Source organism: Methanomassiliicoccales archaeon (genome assembly GCA_014361295.1).
Lineage (GTDB): Archaea > Thermoplasmatota > Thermoplasmata > Methanomassiliicoccales > JACIVX01 > JACIVX01.
In genome coordinates this window covers 655,839-676,432 of the sequence record JACIVX010000001.1, presented here as the reverse complement: position 1 = coordinate 676,432, position 20,594 = coordinate 655,839, and the positions used below count along the sequence as shown (strand labels likewise).

17 protein-coding genes are annotated in these 20,594 nt (G+C 44.4%); 13 read left to right on the top strand and 4 right to left on the bottom strand.

The features are described 5' to 3' along the window. The first annotated feature begins 43 nt into the window (after positions 1–43). The 3 genes from H5T41_03345 to H5T41_03335 all read left to right on the top strand — a co-directional run bounded on the left by H5T41_03345 (position 44) and on the right by H5T41_03335 (position 7,439). Positions 44–4,330: a lamin tail domain-containing protein gene (locus H5T41_03345; protein MBC7107816.1), complete on the top strand. Its 4,287-nt coding sequence runs from the start codon at positions 44–46 to the stop codon at positions 4,328–4,330. A 110-nt stretch (positions 4,331–4,440) separates the two neighbouring features. Then, on the top strand, positions 4,441–5,763 hold the full coding sequence (locus H5T41_03340) for a mechanosensitive ion channel family protein (GenBank protein MBC7107815.1): 1,323 nt from the start codon (positions 4,441–4,443) through the stop codon (positions 5,761–5,763). A gap of 392 nt (positions 5,764–6,155) precedes the next feature. Continuing rightward, a complete protein-coding gene (locus tag H5T41_03335) occupies positions 6,156–7,439 on the top strand; it encodes a hypothetical protein (GenBank protein ID MBC7107814.1) in 1,284 nt (427 codons plus the stop codon). Between the two features lie 73 nt (positions 7,440–7,512). Here the strand turns inward: H5T41_03335 and serS are convergent, their stop codons facing one another. From serS to H5T41_03320, 3 genes are read right to left on the bottom strand one after another with little or no spacing between them, the layout of a single operon-like run. Beyond that, positions 7,513–8,775, bottom strand: a complete 1,263-nt coding sequence (gene serS, locus H5T41_03330) for a serine--tRNA ligase (protein ID MBC7107813.1) — start codon at positions 8,773–8,775, stop codon at positions 7,513–7,515. Positions 8,776–8,796: 21 nt separating this feature from the next. Continuing rightward, entirely contained in the window at positions 8,797–9,075 is a 279-nt protein-coding gene (locus tag H5T41_03325) for a YhbY family RNA-binding protein (GenBank protein MBC7107812.1), read from the bottom strand. Continuing rightward, positions 9,048–9,386, bottom strand: coding sequence for a ribonuclease P protein component 4 (locus H5T41_03320; protein ID MBC7107811.1), 339 nt, complete (start codon positions 9,384–9,386; stop codon positions 9,048–9,050). The genes H5T41_03325 and H5T41_03320 overlap by 28 nt, the downstream gene beginning before the upstream one ends. A 224-nt stretch (positions 9,387–9,610) precedes the next feature. Between H5T41_03320 and H5T41_03315 the strand changes: the two genes are divergently transcribed. From H5T41_03315 to H5T41_03270, 10 genes are all read left to right on the top strand, one after another. Continuing rightward, positions 9,611–10,129, top strand: coding sequence for a 50S ribosomal protein L16 (locus H5T41_03315; GenBank protein ID MBC7107810.1), 519 nt, complete (start codon positions 9,611–9,613; stop codon positions 10,127–10,129). A 31-nt stretch (positions 10,130–10,160) separates the two neighbouring features. After that, positions 10,161–11,147: a diphthamide biosynthesis enzyme Dph2 gene (gene dph2, locus H5T41_03310; protein ID MBC7107809.1), complete on the top strand. Its 987-nt coding sequence runs from the start codon at positions 10,161–10,163 to the stop codon at positions 11,145–11,147. Positions 11,148–11,289: 142 nt separating this feature from the next. Beyond that, positions 11,290–12,030, top strand: a complete 741-nt coding sequence (gene mtxX, locus H5T41_03305; protein MBC7107808.1) for a methanogenesis marker protein Mmp4/MtxX — start codon at positions 11,290–11,292, stop codon at positions 12,028–12,030. Positions 12,031–12,064: 34 nt separating this feature from the next. Continuing rightward, positions 12,065–12,538, top strand: a complete 474-nt coding sequence (locus tag H5T41_03300) for a 6-carboxytetrahydropterin synthase (GenBank protein ID MBC7107807.1) — start codon at positions 12,065–12,067, stop codon at positions 12,536–12,538. Positions 12,539–12,557: 19 nt separating this feature from the next. After that, positions 12,558–13,244, top strand: a complete 687-nt coding sequence (gene queC / locus H5T41_03295) for a 7-cyano-7-deazaguanine synthase QueC (GenBank protein MBC7107806.1) — start codon at positions 12,558–12,560, stop codon at positions 13,242–13,244. Beyond that, positions 13,241–13,873: a radical SAM protein gene (locus H5T41_03290; GenBank protein ID MBC7107805.1), complete on the top strand. Its 633-nt coding sequence runs from the start codon at positions 13,241–13,243 to the stop codon at positions 13,871–13,873. The genes queC and H5T41_03290 overlap by 4 nt, the downstream gene beginning before the upstream one ends. A gap of 309 nt (positions 13,874–14,182) precedes the next feature. After that, the gene (locus H5T41_03285) at positions 14,183–15,844 is read left to right on the top strand and encodes a 2-isopropylmalate synthase (GenBank protein ID MBC7107804.1); all 1,662 of its coding nucleotides are present in this window, start codon (positions 14,183–14,185) and stop codon (positions 15,842–15,844) included. After that, the gene (locus H5T41_03280; protein ID MBC7107803.1) at positions 15,744–17,075 is read left to right on the top strand and encodes a 3-isopropylmalate dehydratase large subunit; all 1,332 of its coding nucleotides are present in this window, start codon (positions 15,744–15,746) and stop codon (positions 17,073–17,075) included. Before H5T41_03285 ends, H5T41_03280 begins: the two co-directional genes overlap by 101 nt. 9 nt (positions 17,076–17,084) lie before the next feature. Next, the gene (locus H5T41_03275) at positions 17,085–17,585 is read left to right on the top strand and encodes a 3-isopropylmalate dehydratase (protein MBC7107802.1); all 501 of its coding nucleotides are present in this window, start codon (positions 17,085–17,087) and stop codon (positions 17,583–17,585) included. Continuing rightward, the gene (locus H5T41_03270) at positions 17,567–18,679 is read left to right on the top strand and encodes an isocitrate/isopropylmalate dehydrogenase family protein (GenBank protein ID MBC7107801.1); all 1,113 of its coding nucleotides are present in this window, start codon (positions 17,567–17,569) and stop codon (positions 18,677–18,679) included. Before H5T41_03275 ends, H5T41_03270 begins: the two co-directional genes overlap by 19 nt. A gap of 75 nt (positions 18,680–18,754) precedes the next feature. Here the strand turns inward: H5T41_03270 and H5T41_03265 are convergent, their stop codons facing one another. After that, positions 18,755–20,590 (bottom strand): threonine--tRNA ligase, encoded by a 1,836-nt coding sequence (locus H5T41_03265; GenBank protein MBC7107800.1) that lies wholly within the window; start codon positions 20,588–20,590, stop codon positions 18,755–18,757. Positions 20,591–20,594 lie beyond the last annotated feature (4 nt).

Genomic DNA, 20,594 nt, shown 5'->3' with positions numbered 1-20,594 from the left:
TTAGTTCAAATGGTTTTTATGTCGCATCACTTCGACTAATTTGATGTCAGGAGTCGCAGGAATAGAAAAATGGTTGAAAAAGAGATCATGGAGTCCTGAGCGGTCAAAAACTGGCCAAATGGCATTTTCGCTCATTGCAGTGATTATATTGTTGATCGCCTCAGTTAGCATCGTTTTGATTTCTAATCTAGAAGAAAGAAAGAATGACCAGAAGATGTCAGTAGATACTATCCAAAAGCTGATCCAATCGGCCGATAAAGCTGCAAACCAGCTAGAACAGGAAGCCTATTTTCTTGCAGTGGATGCAATTAAGAACGTCGCAGGAAGGGACGAAAGCGAAATCAATGACTTGTTCGCGAGTTATTTGCAGCAATACTTGAATAACACTTTTCCCCTCCTGATAGGTGAATGCCAGATATTCGTCAAGGATTTGAATATTCATTTGACGTTCTTGAAAATGAGTTTGCAAGAGCTTTACCCACAACCATACGATGGGAACACAAACTATTCCACGGATTGGAATGGTGCCACAATACCTGCATACTTCTCATTACGAGGAACTTATTGCATCGTTGCCAACTCGACGACTGGTGATCTCGCAAAGAATTTTGAAATTTCAAGACCGATCTATCTGCCCTTTCCATTTCTCCATAATCGATTCGAATCTTTTTCAAATGCAATCTCAGGGGAACGGAGTGAGCTTGAGAATATTGTTCGGTACGAATTGATGGCGCTGGTGCAGGATAGAGTTCTGCGGGGCTATGGTGTGGGTTCAAAGCACGGCACGTTTGGCACGGAGAATATTCTCACGGAGAGAGATGTTGAAAATGCGTTGAATCTTGCGATACTACTGGAGCAGCGCAAGTACCTGCGAACCTTAGACGGTGCATTTATCCTGTCGTCATTTCTCAATAGCAGCTCATCGGATGGAATATCATCGTTGTTCGATAGAAACATATCTAGCTCGATTGATCCTGCGGAACTCTTTCTTGATTTATTCTCGTCAAGAGAGTATGATTTGAATATCCTGCTTGCTCAGACGCTGTATGCAGTCGCTGATGTGTTTGTTCTGAGGTGGCTAGAGTATTTTCACATAATCGACTTATGCGAATTTATCGATCAAATCGGCGACGTGTCAGATCTTGCTGTTTCATCCTTGATCAATTATGTATTTCACAAGGACATCCTTAAGGAATCGATCATCAAATGGATTCAATCAAGACTTGAAGATGCTGGATACCCTGATTGGTCGTATCGATATTTCAATTACGGATGGCCAGATGACATGATCGAAATCCCCGGTCGAATTATTACGTTAATAAACGACTTCAATGAAACCCGCTCTTTTTATTTGGATGGAACGTACCCTATTGATTTCGCATCTTTAGATCTATTTTCAGTTGAAATCTGGAAAGAGTTCGCCGTTCAATACAGGATTAGCACCTGCGAACTAGCTGAAACGCTTGAGAGTTTTGTGAAATCAATTGCCTGTAGTATTCTCGACAAAAAATTTCTGCCGCTGGTGGAAATCACTGGAAATGCGATGGATGGTAATCACTACCATTCTTCCTTGAAGGAGTCGCTCAAGGAAGCTGTAGAGAACGGCAGATTAGAGATTAAACAAGCGATCGACGAAGCCCTAAACGCTTCTCTTCTCATTGATAAAATGGGCGAGGCGCTGATCGATTTCATAGACATGAATTGGAAGGAGATTTTCAATCGCAATGCTACCGTCGATCAGGCGATTAAATCGCTTGCTAATGCAGTTGTCAACAATATTGTACCTCAATTACAGGACTTCGGAAGCGAATCTCTGCGAATCGCAGTCAATCAGGTTTACTCAGAAATAAAGTGTTCATCAACTTGGGGGCTAAGAGAAAGAATCGAAGAGTCGTTTGACAAAAAAGTGGAGCGGGTTATTGGCATCTTTAAAGACGTATTTGGTCATCTTCCATCACGGAGCTCTATCAGCTTTTTTGCTCGAACTTTAGGAAATCTTGCATTCGGTTGCACAGAAGAAATTCCAGGCATTGAGGATATTCTAATGAAAGCGATTCTTCGCTTACTCGATGAGATGGAGAGTGCCTTCAGCCTAAGAACTGATCCAATTCTAATTTCACTTCCTGAAATGAAGGGATTCACTCTCTTGGCTGAAGATGGGACTACAACCCGCGAAGTCATAAGAGTGGAATGTGCATTCAACAAAGAGAGAATCAATACGAATGGACCCCCGTCGGAAATAGAAAATCCTTATGCTATTGAAATCACAAAACCGTGGGAGTATACCCCATCATCTGAATTCTATCCAAATAGGCATCTCACGGATCTCAAGAACCTTTCATTTTCTCCATATGTCACGCAATGGGAGGTTTCAGCATCTGGTTCACTCTATCTTTCAATTTCATCAGACTTGGATACAAATCCTCTCATTTCATCCATACCGCTGAGTGTTGGTGACTGGGTAACTTTCAATATGACCTTTTCAATTTCAGTCCAGAGTGGTTGGCCGCTAGAAGGGGTCTATTATGAATCAACCTCAACGCTTGGAAAAGATATCGTCAACTTTTTGGAGAATGTCTGGACAAAGATAAGCGGCGGCGTAGGATTAATTTTTAACATTGTAACTCACATATTTTCTTTCGCCAGGACGATTCTTCCAACAGCTCTTTCATATGCTGTAAAGGCGATCCAAATTCTTTCAGATTCACTGCAAGACATCATCACTAACATTGTAAAATTCTTCGAATGTGGGACAAATTCCGCTCTTTCATGGGTTGTCGAAAAAATCCTTTCATTGTTAGGTGAAATCCAGTTCAATTTGACGATTTATGGCCTCAGATTCCTAATCGCAATAAATCCTCTTGATCTCGCACTTGGCTCTACAAAAGATATTCTAAAGATCACATCTTTCTTATCATGCGGAGAGACGGAACTCTCGATCTCTGTGAGATTTTTGAAAATTGCTAAAGGCGATTACGATTTGATTTCCAATGCGACAATCGCAAATGGAAAATGGAGTCTTGATATCGTCATCGATCCACTAATGAAAATCTTCAATCATTTTATCGAAGTGAAGGGTCTATTTGGTAATACCTCCTTCGAATTCCACATGCCAGAAATTATACAGTATAAGAGTTTGCGGTTCTCTCTGGCCGAGGTCCCTATCATTGGTCAATTCCTATCTAGAATCCCTCTTCCAATACCAGGCGTTGTTGGTTCGATTGACGCTGGCTTTGAGATGAAATATAACTATCCAGTAGCAAATCATGTAGTCATCAACGAATATGAACAGAACCCTCCTGGTACGGACTTTGGGCGTGAGTGGATCGAGCTTTTCAATCCCACTGATTATGCGATCAGTCTTTCAGGCTGGAGGATAGAAACCTCACATGGCGTTCAGAAAATAGATACAATTGGTGATGATCAGATTCTCCCGAAATCGTACAAGATAATTGTCCTTTCTGGGCAAGCTTTGGATAACGGTGGAGAGAGAAAGTTCCCTCTGAGTGAATGCATTGTATTGCTGGATTCGTCGGGTCATCGCGTTGATGTAACGCCATGGACAACTGACTTTTACAACGACGATCGTACGTGGCAACGCGCTTATGATGGGGGAGATCGATGGGTGTTCAAGTCGGAGAGCTGTGGTAGGCCGAACGGCAAAAAAACCATTACGCCTTCGAGCACAGAATGGGTAAGAAAAACACTTTGGGATGCCGCAGCTCAGGTTTTCGCTGACCTCTCCCTCTCAAGCACTGACCTCAATGCATTGGGAACATTGGTGAAAAAAATCTTGCACAACATTACGGAAAGATGCATTCGCACAATCGGGGATTCGATAATAGAATTTCGTATATTTGTTGAAATTGCAGTATCTGACGCGACCTCAGCAGCGAAATCTGGATTTGCATTGAGCCTAGTGGCGACGGGAGATTTTATCGAGAAAGCACTTGAGAATATTTCCTCGATCATCGTGAAAGCTATCAAGAGAGTTGCGACACCCGGCATTTCCGATTCTTTTGGAAAAAACATTTCTTCGATCCTCGATGATGTGTACGTTCGATTCGAGGCTTTTGGCTCCATCGGCGTTCCGGAATTGCTATTGAGTGTGCCATTAGGTGGGACATTCCGATTTGAAGCAATCATCGAGGCAAATATCCCCGCGATCTCGTATGCTTTGGGCGGATATGGTGAGAGGATGAAGATTAATCTCGGATTGCGAATTTGTGGCGTGCCTGGTCTTATTCTTTCTCCTTTATTCAATACAGGAACCGAAAAGAATGTCGATATATGGATATTTAAGGTATCCTTATTTCCTCAAGGCCTCTAATTGCTTGAGCCTATTTACAGAGCTTTTAATCAGAGGTATTCTTCGCCAAGCAATTGATATATCATTAATCTCGCGAAGTTTCAATATATTCCTAATGGATATCCCAATGTATGGATATTTGCGGCACGATGTATGCTCTTGAAGTCGGAAACACCAATTGGCTCGAGGAGTACGGCTGGGCTATTCTGGCATTTTTTGCTCTTTTTGTCGTTTCCCTCTATCTATGGTCATACGTCTCAAAACACTTTGAGAGGATGAAGACTAAGGAAGGCAAGTATTTTGATGCGGACGTTGTTGAGTTTTTGGCGCGTACGATCAAGTCGCTAATTATTATTTTTCTCATTTTTTCGCTAATCTATGTTGCCTCTTTTGTTTCAGAATTCTTTAAGGAGAATATATGGAACTATTTCTCTGGATACATAATTGAGATCATTTTCATTATCGTTCTTTTGCTTCTCACGATCTTGGCAGGGAAGATTCTACGAAGAATTTCAAAAAATGCGAGGATAAGATCATTAAAGGACGGAACTATTCATACAAGTGCAGTTGAGTTCACAACTTTGTTCTTGAGTTATGTTCTATATATTATAGTCGCCGCAATCATCCTTTTCGTACTCATATCAATGATTCCAGGCGTTGATCCCTACACTGCATTGGCAGATTTCCTTGAAAAAAATCAGGCAGCTATCGTGTCGATTTTTATTATTATTCTCGCTATTTATCTCATCGTCAAATTAATTGAGGCAATTTTAGAGGATTATAAGTTCAGGACCAAACGATTCAATCCACAGGCGATCGATCTTTTTAAGATCAGCTTGAAATATGCGCTTTATCTAGTAGCGGCGTTCGCTGCAATTTTTAGCTTCTTTGCGCTTATGGGTTTAGAACTAGTCGGGTTTCTTTTAGTCGCGATTTTATTCACATTTATCATTCTTGGCATCATCTTTTCGTATTCGACCGCTCGGAATATCGTTTCAGGTTTTACGATTATGGAGATCAATCTTTTTGATGTCGGAGATTACATAAAAATTGGAGAGAATCTTGAATGTGAAGTATTGGAGAAGGGACTTGTATACACGAAAGTAAAAACTCCTGAGGGGGAAATTATCGATATCCCAAACCAAGAAATCCTCGGAAATAAGATCTACAACTATTCGCGATCTGGAACCTATGGCATCTCTCTCGTTCTTGAGATCTCTTATGATATCTCTTATGAAAAAGTTGAGGGCTATGTTAAATCCGCAGCAGCTCGTGTCGCAGGGATCGTTGAGAAGCGTGCACCCGAGGTAATTGCGCTTGGAATCAATGATAATAAAATACGGTACGAGGTAGTCGTGTTTACAAACAATCCGACTGAAAGCAGAAGGATCCGCTCGGATCTTATATCTAATCTGCAGAAAATCTTTAAGCAAAATGGCGTAAAGATCGCGTGAATTGAATCAGAAATCTCATCGAATATACAGCTTCATATTTGCCCTTTTCAGTCTTCTCAAGACATTTCTTTTTTTGATTGGATATCCAGCATCGAAATAGTATCTCAAAATGTTGGGTCACTGTAATCTCGATATGCTCTTTTTTTAGAAATCTTATTTAAGATTTAGGATCTAACCAGTTATACCTTTTATTGAAGATTTTGCTACTGTTCTTCATTACATATTTTCAAAACCAAATTGTGATTCTACCATCTTCCAAATTGATGATGTAGTTTTTTGAGTTAACATAGATCTCTTCCATCACTACCAATACAAATTCGTTACAGTATCTTTAGCGTATATCTGAGAAAGTATTTTTTCCACAGAATTGTTATACCGGTCGGGATGCACTCGTGGAAATTAATGCGATATTGGCTCTACTGATCTTCGGCATAGTTTATCTCATAATGGTTCTAGAGCTCGCTGATAGAGCTGTACTCGTGATAGTCGGCTCTCTTCTAATGGTTGGTCTCGGTATCATTTCGGAAGAAGAAGCGATCAGATCGATTGAATGGAATGCTATTGGACTGATATTTGGTATGTTTATCCTTGTGGGAGCGCTTGCTGAAAGTGGGTTTTTCAGGTGGATCGGTCTCCATTTTCTGCAATTGACAAAATTTGACTCGCTAAAAATTTTTGTTGTATTTTGTGGCCTCTCAGCCTTTCTGGCAGCATTCATGGACTCGATTACTGTCATGGTGTTCATGAGTTCACTAACCATTGAAGTGGCCTCGATACTCAAGATTCCGCCGTTGCCGATGATCATAGCTCAAATATGTTCGGCCAATATCGGCGGCAGTGCTACTATCATGGGCGATCCGCCTAATGTCATCCTTGGGACTGCCTTAAACTTTGGGTTTATGGATTTTGTGGAGCATACTGGCGTAATCGCTGTTATCGTTTTCTTTTTCAACCTCTTTCTTTTTATGATCCTCTATAGGCATAATTTCAGGAGGCGCCATGTTAACATAGAGGAAATCATGGAGCAGCATAAAGATCTAGATCCGTTCTCGGCGGTGAAGGATCTTAGACAGATGCGAATTGCTTTAGTCATTTTCGCATTTACAGTCACATTGCTAGTCCTCCACAATCTTTTGGATCTACTAGTTGCATTTGTCGCCGTTCTGGGCGGCGCCCTTGTTCTGTTATTGGGTAGACGAAGATATGATGAACTCATACAGAAGATCGACTGGCACACGATCGTTTTCCTCGCCGGTCTCTTTGTTATGGTAGGAGGTCTGGAATCAGCTGGTGTGTTGACTGGATTTGCTCACGCGATCGCGGGTGTTTCCGGTTCAGATCCAATTATCCTTCCCACACTCCTTTTCTGGTTTATTGCTCTCATCTCAGCGGTCTTTGACAATATCCCAGTCGCAGCTGCGATGGTTCCTGTATTGAAGACACTTTCAGCTGATACTGGAGCGAGTTTGGGATCATTGACCTTCACAACCGCACTAGCGTGTGATATTGCCGGGAACGCGACACCGATCGGTGCGTCTGCTAACGTCGTCGCTCTGGCGGTTGCAGAGAAAAACGGTATCCATTGGTCATGGAAAGATTACTGTAAAATCGCGATTCCTATCCTGATCGCTGTGCTCGCCTTAACTAATATACTTATTCTTGTCTTGCTCTGGTGAACTCGATGGCATCTTCTCAACTAGTTTCAAATCATTCATTTTTTCATCGGCGCCTTTTAACATCGGTCTGAGATCATTCAATAAGTTCTTGGCCTTGCATATATGGCCTCAAAACTTTTGGAATGGTCACTGTACCGTCGCGATTCTGGTAATTCTCAAGAAGTGAAGCAACCGTCCTCGGCAGTGCAATTCCAGATCCGTTCAAGGTGTGGACAAATTCGCTTTTCAGATGGGGTTCAGGTCTGTATTTAATCCTCGCTCTTCTTGCCTGGAAATCCGTAAAACAACTGCAGGAGGAAACTTCGAGCCAGAGGTCTATTCCTGGCGCGTGAGCTTCGATGTCGTAAGTCTTTGCCGATGCGAAGCCGAGATCGCCCGTGCAGAGTAATTTCACGCGATAGGGGAGTTCCAATCCCTGAAGAATTGCCTCTGCGTCAAGAAGAAGACTTTCGAGTTCATCGAATGATTTTTCTGGTAGAACAAATTTGACAAGTTCGACCTTATTGAATTGGTGTACCCTCACAATCCCTCTTGTGTCAGCGTGACGGCCAGCTTCTCTTCTAAAAGAAGGCAAATACGCGGTATAATAAATCGGCAGATCCTTCTTGTCAAAAATTTCGTCCATGTGGAGATTCGTGACAGGTACCTCAGCAGTTGGGTTCAACCATAGGTCATCTCTTTCAATCCAGTACATATCATCTTTAAGCTTTGGGTATTGCCCAGTGCCAATCACTGCCTGTCTGTTAACAACTGCCGGTGGAAACACTTCAATATAACCCTGCTGTCGATGAACATCAAGCATGTAATTGATAAGCGCTCTTTCCAATCTTGCACCGTCTCCTTTCATCACATAAAAGCCGGATCCTGCAATCTTCGCGCCTCTAGCGAAATCAATGATGTCAAGATCTTCGCCGATCTCAAAATGTGTTTTTGGCGGAAAGTCAAATACCCTCGGTTTTCCAAATTCTTTGACAGTGATGTTATCCTCACTGCTGCGACCCACAGGAACAGAATCATGAGGAATATTCGGCATGTTGAGCACAATTTCGTTTCTCACATTCTCCAATTCCGAAATTCTAGTATCGAGTTCCTTGATTCTTTCAACGATTCTCTTCATTTCATCAATCTTGTTCTTTTTTTCATCATCTTTTAATTTCGGTATCTCTTCTGCGACCGAATTCCTCACCCTTTTGAGTCGATTGCTCTCGTCGACCATTTTCCGCCACTCGGCATCGACTCTCAGAAATTCATCGAGAAGATTCTCTGGATAACCTCTGTTTCTAAGGGAGGCCCTTACCAGGTCAGGATTATTTCTGATCAAAGCGATATCCAGCATCGGCTCACCTATACGGCATTATCATTCTGTTTGCTCAAAAAGACTTGCTTCGCAGAGCAGAATGGTGTTACCTCTTACTTCGACCAGTTCCGATCGTGTCCGATCAGCAAGCTCTTTTGCAGCAGTCATCCTTTCTAAACCTGCTGCTTCAAGGATCTTAATCTTCACAATTTTATGCTTCTTCAATTGGCTTCTAATCTCTTCGATTAGATTCTCTGAGATACCACCTTTGCCGACATGGATACTTGATTTGATCTCAGTACCCATGCGTTTCAACTCGGCTCTTGAAATCCTTGACATTTTTTCGCCTTCCTTTTTTCTTTTAAATAAGGTATCCTCTTGATGTTTCCACAGTTATGACAATGGATAACTACTCGATTTGATCTTAGCCTAACATGGCAATTCTTACCTGGAATCAGTGGGTTAAGACATTTTCGGCAATACATAAAGCCTTTTGGCATTGAGGTATTTGTTCTTAATCCGATTCGCCTTGCCAGTTCCACATATCTTTTTCCGCGCAAAAAATTGTCTCTTAAAGCTTCTGATTCGGCTAACGCTAGCAGATATTCAATTCGTTTTTTCGCTATTCGATGCGCGTCCTTGTTATCGATCCTTTTCTTTCCCGTGTTTCTCCCTCGTGTTTAAATTCAATCAAAGATATTTTCTCTTTGCGGTATTCAGCAATTGGTGCGGTTTCGCAATAACTTTCGTTACAGTACCATATTTCGATAAAAAGAAATCGGATCATCGTTTTTTCGGAACTACTCATCAGCCTTATATACCAAAATATTAATCTAGCCACCTCTCAGATTAATAGGGTTACTGGTGATCTACTATGGCACGGAAACCAGGAAGGATGTATCGCCAAATAAAGGGACAAGCGTACACACGGAAGGAGTACATGGGAGGTGTTCCAGCTCCGCGCATTTCCCAGTTCGACATCGGGAACCCGGCAGGCGACTTTCCAGTTGTACTTTCTCTCAGGGTAAAAGAATCATGCCAGATAAGGCATACAGCTCTTGAAGCGGCACGTATTGCAGCAAATAGGGTATTATCTAAAGGCATCGGTACTTCAAATTATCACCTGAAAGTCAGAGTCTATCCTCACAACGTGCTGAGGGAACACAAAATGGCAACGGGAGCTGGTGCTGACCGGGTTTCAGGCGGAATGAGAGCGGCCTTTGGAAAGCCGGTGGGTACAGCTGCTAGGGTTCAGCCTGATCAAGCTGTAATGACAGTGCGCACGACTGTGCAAGGACTTAATGCCGCTAAAGAAGCCCTGTGGCGAGCTGCAATGAAGCTACCCTCCCCATGCTATACGCAGGTTGAGAAGGGTGCTGAGCTGCTGACCTGAAAGCTCTCTTCTCTTCATTTGAAGCAAGGGAATGGACTTGTACGATTTCAAACTCGACTTCGTGGCGAAATGGATCAATGAAAGAAATGCCAAGTCTGTCGCTCTTCAGATGCCCGAAGGTCTCAAGATCTATTCGCAATTCATTGCTGACGAACTTGGTAAAAGGACCAATGCGACTATGCTCATTATTGCAGATCCGTGTTATGGAGCATGCGATATTGCAAAGGACTTTTCGGAGTTTGCAGATGTTCTCGTGCACTTCGGTCATACGGAAATACCGACAATAGCCTACGATGATCGAGTCCTTTTTGTTGAGATCGGTGCGGAGGTTCAATATCAGACTCATCTTGTCGAACTCCTTCCAAAGTTGGAGAACAGGATTGGACTGATCACGACAATTCCTTTCCTCGGGGAACTTGAAAAGATTAAAAAATGGTTGGAAGAAAACGGTAAGCAGGTCTTCATCGGAAGGCGAAAAGGTCGAGCAAAATATGATGGACAAGTCTTAGGTTGCGATATCTCGGCCGCAAAGGATATCTCTGAACTCGTTGACCAGTTTCTCTTCATTGGGAATGGCGATTTTCATCCCCTTGCTGTTTCCATCGAAACGAAAAAGAAAGTCATAATTTTTGATCCTATTACTCAGCAGGTCCGTGACCTTGCGGATCTCACTGAAAGGGTCCTTAGACAAAGACATGCTGCAATCTCGAAAGCCTCGACGGCAAAAAAGTTCCTCATTCTCGTATCCACAAAGGTCGGACAAAATCGGTTGCATCTCGCCACGCGCCTGAGAAAAGAAGCGATAGATCATGGTAAGAAAGCAGATCTCGTCGTAATGAACGAATTCGACCCCGATCTTTTGATACCATTCGAAGCCGACGCGTATGTATCTACGGCTTGTCCACGCCTCGCGATCGACGATTTTCTCAGATATCCGAAGCCGATTCTGACGCCTGTTGAATTTGAGATCGCGATTGGAATCAGACGATGGAGTGACTATCATCTCGACTTTTTGTGATTTTTTGATAGAAGGCAACAATATTCAGAATTGGAATCGTTTGGATGAAGTTATTAGCATCTTAGGACTTTCCATTTCTTCAATCGAAAAGATAGAATATTGCCATCGATAATCATGCTTTGTGTTTACGGCACGCACAATTCTGGAAGTAGCAAGAGGTTCCGACGCGAGAGTTGGAATCGGATTTGTTGGGGGAAATCAGGGCGTTCGTCGCATCACTTCAGCCACAAAAAGAATTGGATTGGAAAAACCCATCATATTCAATGATTCTAGGCGCCTCGTAGAGGCATTAAGTTCCGGCGATATCGACGCAGCGGTCCGGGGGAATTTGGATGCTAATTCAACAATATCTGCCATTAAGACAATTTTTTCTTTAAAACGAATATTGAGAGCGGCTTTCATGCAGCCTAAACAGGGTACGATTATTCTCCTCGGTCCTGTCGGTGTCGACGAAGGCTGGACGGTGGAGGAGAAAATTGAATTTATCAACCTCGGAAGCAAATTCCTCATGAATTTCAACATGGAACCGAAAATTGGGGTGCTTTCTGGTGGCAGGAAAGGGGATAGAGGAAGACATCCCATTGTCGACAGAACACTCGAAGATGCAGACTTCGTTGTTCGGCATTTTGCTGGGTCTGGACTCGATGTGAAGGATTGCGAGATTCTCATCGAGAATGCTATCGTAGACCGAAATCTGATTCTTGCGCCTGATGGCATATCAGGTAATCTCATTTTCAGGGCACTTCATTTTCTTGGCGGCTGGCGCGCCCTCGGTGCGCCTGTTTTAAATCTTGAGAAGGTTTTTATCGATACTTCGAGAGCTAAGAAAAGTTACATTGATTCGATCGCGCTTGCGTCCGCAATTGCAGGAATGAAAAAGTGAAAGTAAGATATATTGGATGAGAAGTGTGTCAAGTATGCGGTTGGAAATCGACGGAAGAGAAGCGAATATCAAGTTTTCTGCATGTCACCTCATCACAGAGCATCCTAAATGTGGTCGCCTTCACGGTCATGTTTACGTGCTCAGGATGATCGTTCATGGGGAGAAAGGGGATCATGGAATGATCATGGATTTCACTGAACTGAAAAAAATCATGAGGAGAATTGTTGACGAATTCGATCATCGTGTTCTTTTGGCGGGCAATTGTCCGAGGATGAAGATCACGGTAGGTGAAGAAGTGATCGCTGAGACATCCGGGAAACGGTATGTTTTTCCAACTGAAGATGTCGTCATTATCGATGCTGAGGAGGCGAGCGCCGAGGAAGTTGCACGTGTTCTTCTTTCCAGGGTGCTATCCGAAGTGAAATTCCCTGCAAATGTGACGAAAATTGAAATAGGGGTTGATGAGGAGCGCGGCCAGAGTGCTTGGATTTCTTATGATCTGAAATAGTAGGGAATAGTGAGCGACTATGAAGCGAGCGATCGTTTTGCTTTCTGGCGGTCTCGACTCCACTGTCACCCTTGCATACGCGATTTCGAAAGGGTACGAGGTAATACCGCTTACATTCGTGTATGGACAAAAACATCACCGGGAGTTGAAATCAGCTAAGGAAGTCGCAGAATATTACAAATTGAAAGACCATGTGATTTTCACTCTTGATCCAAGAATTTTCTCATCGAGCGCGCTTGTCTCATCTTCCCTGCAAATACCAGAAAAGAAAAAGGTCGATGAAATCGGCGAAGGTATCCCCTCAACGTATGTGCCAGCACGCAATATCATATTTCTGAGCATAGCCGCAGGTCTCTGCGAAACGGAAATGGCCGATGCGATTTTCATTGGTGCCAATGCAGTCGATTTTTCGGGATATCCAGATTGCAGACCTGAGTTCTTTGACGCGTTTCGCAAAGTGCTTGAAGTAGGGACCAAAAGAGGTGTTGGGGGAAAACCTCCGGAATTAGAAACGCCGATATTGTTGTTGACGAAAGCCGAGATAGTCAAATTGGGAAAGTCGCTCGGAGCACCATTGCACTTGACCTGGAGTTGTTACAGAGGTGGTCAAAAAGCGTGTGGGAGATGCGATTCATGTCTTCTACGTCTGAAGGGATTCAGAGAGGCTGGTTTTAAGGACGAAATCGAGTACGAGGTGATAGAATGAAAATCTCTGAAATTTTCTATTCACTCCAGGGTGAAGGAATTCTCATCGGTACGCCGACGGCCTTCGTGAGGACATCGGGATGTAATTTACGGTGCAAATGGTGCGACACGAATTATGCCCAAACTGGCGAGGGCGTTGAGCAAACAGTCAGTGAGATTATTGAGGCAATTAGAGGATTCGGTACGCGATATGTCTGTGTAACTGGTGGAGAACCTTTGCTTCAAAAGGATATCTTCAAGTTGATCGACACGCTGCTCGAAAATGACTACAAAGTTTCTGTAGAGACAAACGGGTCCATTTCGATCGAAGAAATGCCGTGCTCTCAGGATCTAGTGGTGAGCATGGACATCAAATGTCCTTCTTCAGGCATGGCGGATAAAATGGACATGCGAAATCTTGAACTTCTTTCTCCGTCGGATCAATTGAAATTCGTTGTTGCTGACAAGAGAGATATGCAATACGCCAAAGAAATCATGCAAAAGTATGAAATTCAAGCAACGATCATTATGACCCCTGTGGGCGGTCTCGATTTGAAGCCAGTTGCTGAATGGGTTCTGGAGAACAAGCTGCAGGTGCGTGTTCTGCCTCAACTGCACAAGATCATCTGGGGAGAAAGAAGAGGCGTTTGATCTGGGGAACTTATTCTGGTTGCTAGAAAGCCTATTCAAGCGTCAATGGCTGATTTTCCTGTATGAACCCCAAATTTTCAGAAAACCGCCCGTTTTGCCGGGAGAATTCCCTGGCGTCCTGCCTTGTTGCAGAATCGAAGGACACGTCCGAGACAGGTGATAGCATAGCAATGATTAAATAGGGGCTTGGAAGTGTCATTTTGACTACAGCCGGGAGAAATATGAGCGAATGGAGACTTGATTTCATCTTGCTTTTGCGCTCCGCTCCAGTTTCATTGCTGTAAACCCGGCTTGGTCGAGGTGTTTCTCATGACTTCGCATCAAGCTGCTGAGGATGTATCATATCAAATAAAAAGAACTTCGGGTCTGGACCGCAAGAAAGTGTACACAAGTCACTTTAATGTCTATGCCGCGGCGGATTCGATCCCTTCCTATGTGGAGATTTTTGACACAACGCTCAGGGACGGAGAACAGACGCCGGGAGTTGCCCTTTCGCTCGAGGAGAAGATGAGAATCGCTGAAGCACTCAACGACCTGGGAGTTGATGTGATTGAAGCAGGTTTTCCTGTCATTTCTGAGGGGGAAAAGGAGGCTGTCAAGCGGATCGCTTCAATGGGCTTTCAGTCGAGAATTTGCGCGCTTTCTCGGACGACATTTAAAGACATTGACACAGTCATCGATTGCGGTGTTGATTATGTCCATACATTCATCGCTACTTCGGACGTGCATTTGAAATACAAATTAAAAATGACGAGGGAAGAGGTGAAGGCTCGAGCGGTCGACGCCATTGAATACGCAAAGGCACACGGTTTGACGGTCGAATTCTCTTGCGAGGATGCGACGCGGACAGATCTCGAGTTCCTGAGAGAAATGCATCTCGCAGTACAAGATGCGGGGGTTGATAAGATCAACCTCCCTGATACGGTAGGCGTGATTTCGCCCCCGGCGATGGAACGTCTTGTGGAGGAAGTCATGAAATTTACACGTGTTCCTCTCAGTGTGCACTGTCATGATGATTTTGGTCTTTCTGTTGCAAACTCTCTCGCCGCGGTGAGACGCGGGGCAAGACAGGTTCACGTGTGCGTCAACGGTCTCGGAGAAAGAGCTGGAAATGCGGCGCTTGAAGAAGTTGTCCTCGGGTTGATGGCGTTTCTTAATGTCAGGACAAAAGTCGACACGAGGAAGATTGGTTATGTCTCCAAGACTGTTTCGAATCTAACTGGAATTCCAATACCGGCGAACAAGGCGATTGTCGGAAGCAATGCTTTTGCGCATGAATCTGGCATACATGTTCATGGTATACTTGGAGATCCATCGACCTACGAGGCATTCGGTCCTGAACTCGTTGGTATGGAGCGATCAATAGTAATAGGAAAGCACACAGGTGTTCATTCTGTAAAGGAAAAACTGAGAGAATATGGCATTGTACTGAGCGATGATCAGGTTGCACAGATCGTCAGCGAAATCAAGAGACTAGCGGAAAGTGAAAAGCATGTCGACGATAGTGAACTCGTTGCCCTCGCGTATCACATCGCAGGACAGCGTCCGGGTGAGGAGCGTAAAGTCAAGCTTAAGGAGTTTGCCGTATTTACGGGGCTCAATATTACCCCCACAGCCGTTGTGAGCATTGATGTCAACGGAGAGACAAGGAGGGGTTCGGAGATCGGTGTTGGGCCGATTGACGCGGCCCTGAAGGCAATCCGGCAATTGGTTAGCGAAAAGATTTCCCTCCTTGAATACCGGCTAAGTGCGATCAGTGGAGGAAGCGATGCCTTGTGCGAGGTCGGAGTGAAGTTACAATACAATGGAGAGAAGAAATTGATGTCCGTGGGTAGGAGTGTTGGACCGGATATCGTACAAACAAGCGTCGATGCTGCGATCCAAGCTATTGATCGCTTATACACACGCATTCACAAAGAAGGTGAAAGGAGTGAGGAAAGTGGTCCCAGGGCAAGGAAAGACAATCTCTGAGAAGATCCTGTCCCTCAAATCTTCAACTGATGCCTACGCGGGAGATTTTGTCGAAGCTGAAATCGACTATGTCATGGTCAACGATGTTACAGGACCTATTGCTTTCAGAGAATTTGAATCGATACACTGCGAACCTTTGAGGGACAAGATTGTTCTGATCCCTGATCATTTCGTCCCTAACAAGGATATTCCTTCTGCGGAACAGGCCGCAGAGATGAGGCGTTTCGCAAGAAAATACGGTATTTCCAATTATTACGAAGTTGGAAGGGGAGGCATCTGTCATCAGGTTATGATCGATGAGGGATTTGTTGCACCTGGCCGACTAATCGTCGGTGCGGACTCTCACACATGCACATATGGTGCACTCGGTGCGTTTTCGACCGGTATCGGTAGCACCGAAGCCGCAGCCTGTTTTGCTGAAGGTAAACTCTGGTTTCGTGTGCCAAATTCGATATCAGTTCGACTTGAAGGACGCTTAAATGGTTTCGCGACAGGAAAAGATCTCATTCTCTGCATCATCCGAGACATCGGGGTTGACGGCGCCAATTATATGACCCTGGAGTTTTCTGGGAAGGGTGTGCAAGCGCTTCCGATCTCGGACAGACTGACTGTCTCGAATATGGTAGTCGAAGCAGGTGCGAAAGCTGGCATTTTTTGTCCCGATGACCGCGTTTTCAGGTACCTTAAGGGAAAAGTCAGAGGAGATTACTCGGCTGTAATGCCTGATGAAGGCGCGAGTTATGCATCTGAGATGATCTATAATCTGGAGAGCATCGATTGCATGGTTGCACTACCGCATTCTCCAGGCAATGTCAAACCTGTCAGGGATGTTAACGTGGAGATCGATCAAGCATTTCTCGGTTCTTGCACAAATGGCAGAATCGAAGACCTGCGGCTGGCTGCATCGATTCTCAAGCGAAGAAAAGTTCATCCCTCAGTAAGAATGATTGTTGTCCCGGCAAGCACAAGGGTATACCGTCAGGCTCTGGAAGAAGGCCTTGTGGAAATTTTCATCAACGCTGGTGCCTTTGTCTCTGGTCCCACATGTGCTGCCTGCCTCGGTGGGCATATGGGTGTTCTTGCATCTGGTGAGCGATGTGTGAGTTCGACGAATCGCAATTTCATCGGAAGGATGGGACATAGGGATTCAGAGGTATATCTGGCAAATCCGGCTGTTGTAGCTGCAAGCGCCATTACTGGAAAGATCACGCATCCTGATGATATCGTGTGAGGGTTTGATATGCAATCGATCAGAGGGCGAGTGTGGAAATTTGCCGATCATATCGATACTGATCAGATCATCCCTGCAGAACGACTGACAAGCGACAACATCGAGCGACTCGGTCATTTCATCTTTGAAAAGGTGAGGCCTGGCTTTGCGTCGATGGTCAAGAACGGTGATATTATTGTCGCGGGGCGAAACTTCGGCTGTGGCTCAAGTAGGGAGCACGCGCCGAGGGCGCTTAAGCAAGCTGGAATTTCTTGCATCATCGCGGAAAGTTTTGCAAGGATATTCTTCAGAAACTCATTAAACGTAGGACTCATTCCAATTGAGTGTCATGTTGATGCTGAAGAAGGGGACATTGTAAATGTGCTTTTGGAAGAGGGAATCATCATCGATGAACGCAGTGGGCAGAAGTTTTGCTTTCATAAATATCCGCCGTTTATCAGCGATTTGATCGAAGCCGGCGGATTGATTGCGAAAGTCAAGGAGAGGAAAAAATGTTCAGAATTGCGGTGATTCCTGGCGATGGAATCGGTCCTGAGGTTATTGAAGAGGGACTTAAGGTAATGCGCGCTCTCGAGGAAACTGGCTCGCTCAAGCTTGACACAGTGCAATTAGATATTGGAGCGGCGAGATATCTTCAAACCGGGAAGACTCTGACGGATGAGGATCTTGATATTCTTAGCAAGCAGGACGCCATTTATTTTGGAGCTGTCGGGGATCCGCGTGTCAAGCCGGGCATCTTGGAAAGGGGCATCATCTTGGCTATGCGTTCCCATTTCGATCAATATGTCAATTTGCGCCCCGTGAGATCCTGGACAAATCAAGGTCGATTGAAATTGATGAGGCCGTTCAATATTGTCTTTTTGCGGGAAAACACCGAAGATTTCTACTTAGGGGCTGGTGGCGTTATTTCAAAAAAGAATCAGAATATACCAATTGTCGTCAAACGGAGCCTATATAGGCTTGATTTAAGTCTCACTGCTTTTTATCCCAGCGACGATGATTTCGCCTTTGAAATAGGCCTTCTTTCAAGGAGAGGAGTCAGAAGATTCGCCGAATACGCGATAGATTATGCCAAAACGCATGGGCAAACGAAGATCACGGTTGTTGATAAAGCGAATGTGTGCACCTCCCTCTATGGTCTTTGGCGGGAAGTCTTTTCATCGGTTGCAGAAGAAAAAGGCATTGATATCGAATACATGTACGTCGATGCGATGAGCCAGGCACTCATCCGGAATCCAGAAAAATTCCATGTCGTTGCGACTCCAAATATGTTCGGTGACATTTTGACAGACCTAGGCGCGGAAATACAGGGAAGTCTAGGACTCTCAGCTAGTGGAAATATCAATCCAAAAGGCGTCTCGATGTTCGAGCCAGTTCACGGCAGCGCACCCGATATAGCTGGTCGTGGTATAGCGAATCCAATCGGGGCAATTCTTGCCGCAAAGCTGATGCTCGAGCATCTCGGATGTGGAGAAATGGCTAGTTGTGTCGAAGAGGCCGTTGAACACACGATGGAGAAGGGAGTCGTTACGCCTGATCTAGGCGGCAGGTCAACAACAAAGGAAGTCGGTGATGCGATTGTTGATTATCTGATGAAACACTGAATTTGGATAATTTGATCGTATGCGAGGTGGTAATCTTTCTGGTTCTCTTACTAATTCTCTTCCATCAACCGATGCTCAGAAATTGATTCGTTTACTCATTTCGATCGGCAAATACATAGGTTTGAACGGTTTGCCTGCGATTTCCTTCTTGATTTTCTTAATGAAATCATCGATATTCATCACAATATTCCTATTTGTTGCTCTCTCGTAAATCGTGAGCGTTTCCGACGAGATCTCTTTGTCACCGATCACAATCACATACGAAACCCAGTCCTGTTTCGCTTCTCTCACTTTCTTGTTTACTGTCTCGCCACGATCGTCAATTCCCACTCTGATTTGTTCCTTGCCTATTTTTCTCGCAAGTTCATTTGCTTTCTCAATATGTCTTTCGTTGACTGTGAGTATTCTTACTTGCTCTGGTGTGACCCATACGGGCAAACACCCTATGAGCCCTTCGTTCTCTCTCAAAACAGCTGTGTCCAGTAGCATGTATAGATATCTTTCGATCGTCCCGATGATCGCGGTGTGCAGAATGATCGGATATTGCCTTTTTCCCTCTTCATCAACATACTCAATACCAAAACGTTTCGCATTGCCGACGTCGATCTGCACCGTTCCGATCTCTCTTGCCCTTCCCATTGAATCAAGAATGTGATATTCGATATTGACCGTCCAATAGTAATTTATTCCCTCTGGATAGAAATGAAGCAGCGCAGGTTTGTTGTGTTTCCTGAGTAATTCGAGAATGAGGTCCTTGTTCGCTTCATATGCTTCCTTCGAGGAAAAATTGACCAGCATCTCATAATCGCGACCGAGTTTCGCCGCTTCTTCGTAGATCCTAGAATCAAGTTTACTAAACCATTCTTTCGCCTCACGAAGATCACGGCAAATAACATGCAAGTCTGGCATGTTCATCCTTCTCGTTCTGAAGCAAAGCATCGTTTCGCCGGACTGTTCAAGCCTATAGGAATCAGCAACCTCAAACGCCCCGAACGGTAGATTCCTGTAACTGATGTTCCAGTTACGCATCATCGCGAATTGTTGGTGGCATGCTGCGTATCGCATCACAAAGTCCTTTTTTTCTCCCTTAATCACATAAAGTCGATCTCCGAAAAGTTTTGCGTGCTCTTTCACAGCGGGCTCATCAAGGTTGAACATGTTTGTTCCTTTGAGCGTGTAGACTGGGATACCAAGATCGTTAACGATCTGGAATGAATACTCTGCCACAAGATCAAACATCAGAGCGCCGATTGGATTAAACGCCATGTGACCGACGTCGCTCAGTGCTTCCCACTGTATTCCGAATTTCCTGCACAGCCTTAGATACTTCGGCTCACCAATTAACTGCGTTTCCTTTTTCATGGCTTCCTTTTCGAGCATCGCCCTGAAGCACGGTGATCCACCATCAAAATCTTCGGGAGCCCATTCGCTGCCGTCTGGGGTAAGAACAAGAAAACGTTCCTCGCCCTTGACCGCCTGTTTTTCCTCCTCTGATATGATATGTCTCGATAATTCAGAAAGAGGATGACCTTTACAACTGATCCTGAAGGCTTTATACCAGCCAAATGGAGCTCTGTAAGCTTCCACACCCTTTTCTATCAGTAAATCACGTAGGCGTTTTAGCAGTTCTTTCCCTGTCTCCGGATCAGAAAGCTCGGAACTGAGATGAGCATAAGGATAAATGAGAACACGTTCCGCACTCACCTTCTCAACTGTCTCAAGAATGTCTCCAGCGGCTTGTGTTGCAACAGCTTCTATTTTCCCCTCGTCTTGTTTTTCGACGGCGGCAAAAACGACAAGAACTTCCTCCAAACGTCCCTTTTTCTCATAATCTGAAATCTCTTCTGCCATCGGGGTTGGTTTCTTGGCTTCGAATTCCATGTAATCTGCGTGAATGTAAAGAACCTTCATCGAA